The sequence below is a fragment of the Delftia sp. JD2 genome (assembly GCF_001682645.1).
Lineage (GTDB): Bacteria > Pseudomonadota > Gammaproteobacteria > Burkholderiales > Burkholderiaceae_C > Comamonas > Comamonas acidovorans.
In genome coordinates, this window is sequence record NZ_LFJT01000127.1 from 1 (window position 1) to 2,774 (window position 2,774).

At 66.7% G+C, this 2,774-nt stretch carries 4 protein-coding genes; 1 reads left to right on the forward strand and 3 read right to left on the reverse strand.

Annotated features, from left to right (window positions below):
* Both ACM14_RS30090 and ACM14_RS30095 read right to left on the reverse strand, forming a co-directional pair.
* On the reverse strand, nt 1-375 hold a 375-nt coding region (locus ACM14_RS30090), incomplete at its 3' end, for an FUSC family protein (protein ID WP_175403332.1).
* A gap of 187 nt (nt 376-562) precedes the next feature.
* Nucleotides 563-1,051 carry an EVE domain-containing protein gene (locus ACM14_RS30095; RefSeq protein WP_065348169.1) on the reverse strand — a complete coding sequence of 163 codons (489 nt, stop codon included), beginning with the start codon at nt 1,049-1,051 and terminating at the stop codon, nt 563-565.
* 129 nt (nt 1,052-1,180) lie between these two features.
* Here ACM14_RS30095 and yghU point away from each other — a divergent pair, with 129 nt between their 5' ends.
* Nucleotides 1,181-2,020 (forward strand): glutathione-dependent disulfide-bond oxidoreductase, encoded by an 840-nt coding sequence (yghU, locus tag ACM14_RS30100; RefSeq protein WP_013802231.1) that lies wholly within the window; start codon nt 1,181-1,183, stop codon nt 2,018-2,020.
* A gap of 7 nt (nt 2,021-2,027) precedes the next feature.
* Here yghU and ACM14_RS30105 read toward each other — a convergent pair whose 3' ends face one another.
* Entirely contained in the window at nt 2,028-2,705 is a 678-nt protein-coding gene (locus tag ACM14_RS30105; protein WP_065348170.1) for a hypothetical protein, read from the reverse strand.
* Nucleotides 2,706-2,774: the final 69 nt, after the last annotated feature.

Here is a 2,774-nt window from a genome sequence, read left to right on the forward strand (position 1 = left end):
CGGCCCCATGCTCAGCACCAGCACGACGGAGACGCCCGCCTGTATCGGGACGACCGGCGGCTGTCCGAGCATGGCGGCCAGAGACAGGGCGACCAGCGAGGCCAGACTCAGCCGCAGCAGCGGAATGGTGTCGGGCAGCAGCCAGGCCAGTTCGCCGACGATGATGCCGATGGCGCAGCCCAGCACCAGACCCCAGGTCTGCTTGAGGTGGCTGGGCAGGCCGGGCGCCAGGCAGACCAGGGCGGTGACAGCGGCAAAGACGGGTTTGGGGTGGCCGAGCAGGTAGTGGGACAGCTCCCAGGCCAGCATCGCACCCAGGGAGGCGGCGATGGCGTCGCGCAGCGCCAGACGCAGGCGGCCGGGCGCAGCGGCCATGCCGCTCTTGGGAGTTCCAGGGGGTGTTTTTGCTTTTGCTTTTCGCCAACGCACGAAGATTCTCCCTCCAGCATGCGAAATCCAGGTTCGCAAATGCCCAAAAGCATAGCGGCCGGTCCAGGTCCGGCGTGCAGGAGAGAAGCTTCTTGCTTGTAAGAAAGCAGCCCGCAGCGGGCGGGTCGGCAGCTCAGGCGGGTTGGAGCAGGCCTTCGATGAAGGCCCATTCCTCGGGCGTGACCGGCGTGATCGACAGGCGGTTGCCCTTTTGCAGTACACGCATGCCGGCAAGCTCGGGATGCTCGCGCAGCTCGGCGATCTGCAGCGTGCGTGTCTTGCGCAGCGCCTGCACGTCCAGCGTGAGCCAGCGTGGCTTGTCGGGCGAGGACTTGGGGTCGTAGTAGGGACTGCGCGGGTCGAACTGCGAGGCATCGACGCGCAGGTTGCCTGCAATGCGGGCGATGCCGTAGATGCCGGGCTCGGCGCAACTGGAGTGCCAATACAGCACCCCATCGCCCACCTGCATGGCATCGCGCATGAAGTTGCGCGCCTGGTAGTTGCGCACACCGTCCCAGGCGATGGTGGCCTGCGGCGCGGCCAGCGCGTGGTCTATGGAGAATTCGTCGGGCTCGTTCTTCATGAGCCAGAGCTGGCGGGCGGAGGTGGGGGCGGCAGTCATGCCGCGATTGTGGCAAATCCCCGGGCGCCGTGGCGGCGTTCCGTGCACGCCGGCAAGAGCGCGCCGGTGACGGGACAATCGCCTTCAGCCGGGCACCTCTCCCCAGCCCGCGAACCACAGGAACCCTGCATGACCGACAGCTCCACCTATGTCCCGCCCGCCGTATGGCAGCCAGCGCCTTCGGGCGGCACCTTTGCCAACATCAACCGCCCGGTCGCCGGTCCCACCCATGACAAGGCATTGCCGGTGGGGCAGCAGCCGCTGCAGCTGTATTCGCTGGCCACGCCCAACGGCGTGAAGGTCACCATCATGCTGGAGGAACTGCTGGCGCTGGGCCATGCCGGCGCGGAGTACGACGCGTGGCTGATCCGCATCGGTGAAGGCGACCAGTTCTCCAGCGGCTTTGTCGAGGTCAATCCCAACTCCAAGATCCCGGCGCTGGTGGACCGCAGCGTCGAGCCGCCGGTGCGCGTGTTCGAGTCAGGCTCCATCCTGCTGTACCTGGCCGAGAAGTTTGGTGCGCTGCTGCCTGCCGAGCCCGCTGCGCGCACCGAGACGCTGAACTGGCTGTTCTGGCAGATGGGGTCGGCACCTTACCTTGGCGGCGGTTTCGGGCATTTCTATGCCTATGCGCCCGAGAAGTTCGAGTACCCCATCAACCGCTTCACCATGGAGACCAAGCGCCAGCTCGATGTGCTTGATCGCCAGCTGGCCCTGCACCCGTTCATTGCAGGGGCGAACTACAGCATTGCCGATATCGCCATCTGGCCCTGGTATGGGGCCCTGGTGCTCAACGAGGTGTATGGCGCGGCCGAGTTCCTTTCAGCCCATGAATACACGCATGTCATGCGCTGGGCCAGGGAGATTGCCCAAAGGCCGGCCGTGCTGCGCGGCCGCCGCGTGAATCGTACCTGGGGAGATGAAGCCACCCAGGTGCCCGAGCGCCACCAGGCGTCGGACCTGGGCTGATAGCCGTCTACTGGGAGCGGCCCCAGGGGCCGCGATCGGGCTGGCGCCAGAAGCGCGGGCGCTTGCTGGAAGGCTCGGGGGCAGGCTCGGCCTCGCGCCCGTCCTTGTCGGTCCTATCGGCCTTGTTAGCCTCTTCTAATTGCTGACCTGTTTGCTCGACCTTGCGCGCCGTGCGATCCAGCCGCGAGGGAATGTCGAGTTCTGCGTGCTCGACCACACGAATGCAGTCCTGGATATGCCGCTCGCCCAGATAGCGTAGCGTGGCATAGCCCAGCGCTGCCGCTGCGGCCTGGCCTGCCAGCGGCACGTACTTGGCGGCCTGCGTGGCTGTCATGCGCATGCCGGCCGCGCGCGCCAGGCGCACCACCATGTCGCGCGTGATCAGCTTGCCGATCAGCACCGAGCCCACCATGGCCACGGCCTTTTGCACCTGCTCGCGCTTGCCGGGTTCCAGCTTGTCCAACTGTTCGGGTGTGAGGCCGAATTCGCGGTTGATGCGTGGCAGCAGCCGCGCCAGCAGTGCCGCATCCACCAGCCAGTCCAAGCCCGGAATGGGTAGGCTGCTGGCCGCTGCGCCGACCAGCGCACGCCGGTGCAGCAACTTGCGCGCGCTCTCGGCCGCTTGCGCCACATCTTGGCGCGGTGGTGGAGGGGGAGGGGTTTTGTCCGATGTGCGAAAGATCATGCGTGCCAGTGAAGACGGGGCAGATGTCGATCAAGAGAATGCGCCAGCCGGCGGATGCGGCTGGCGCGC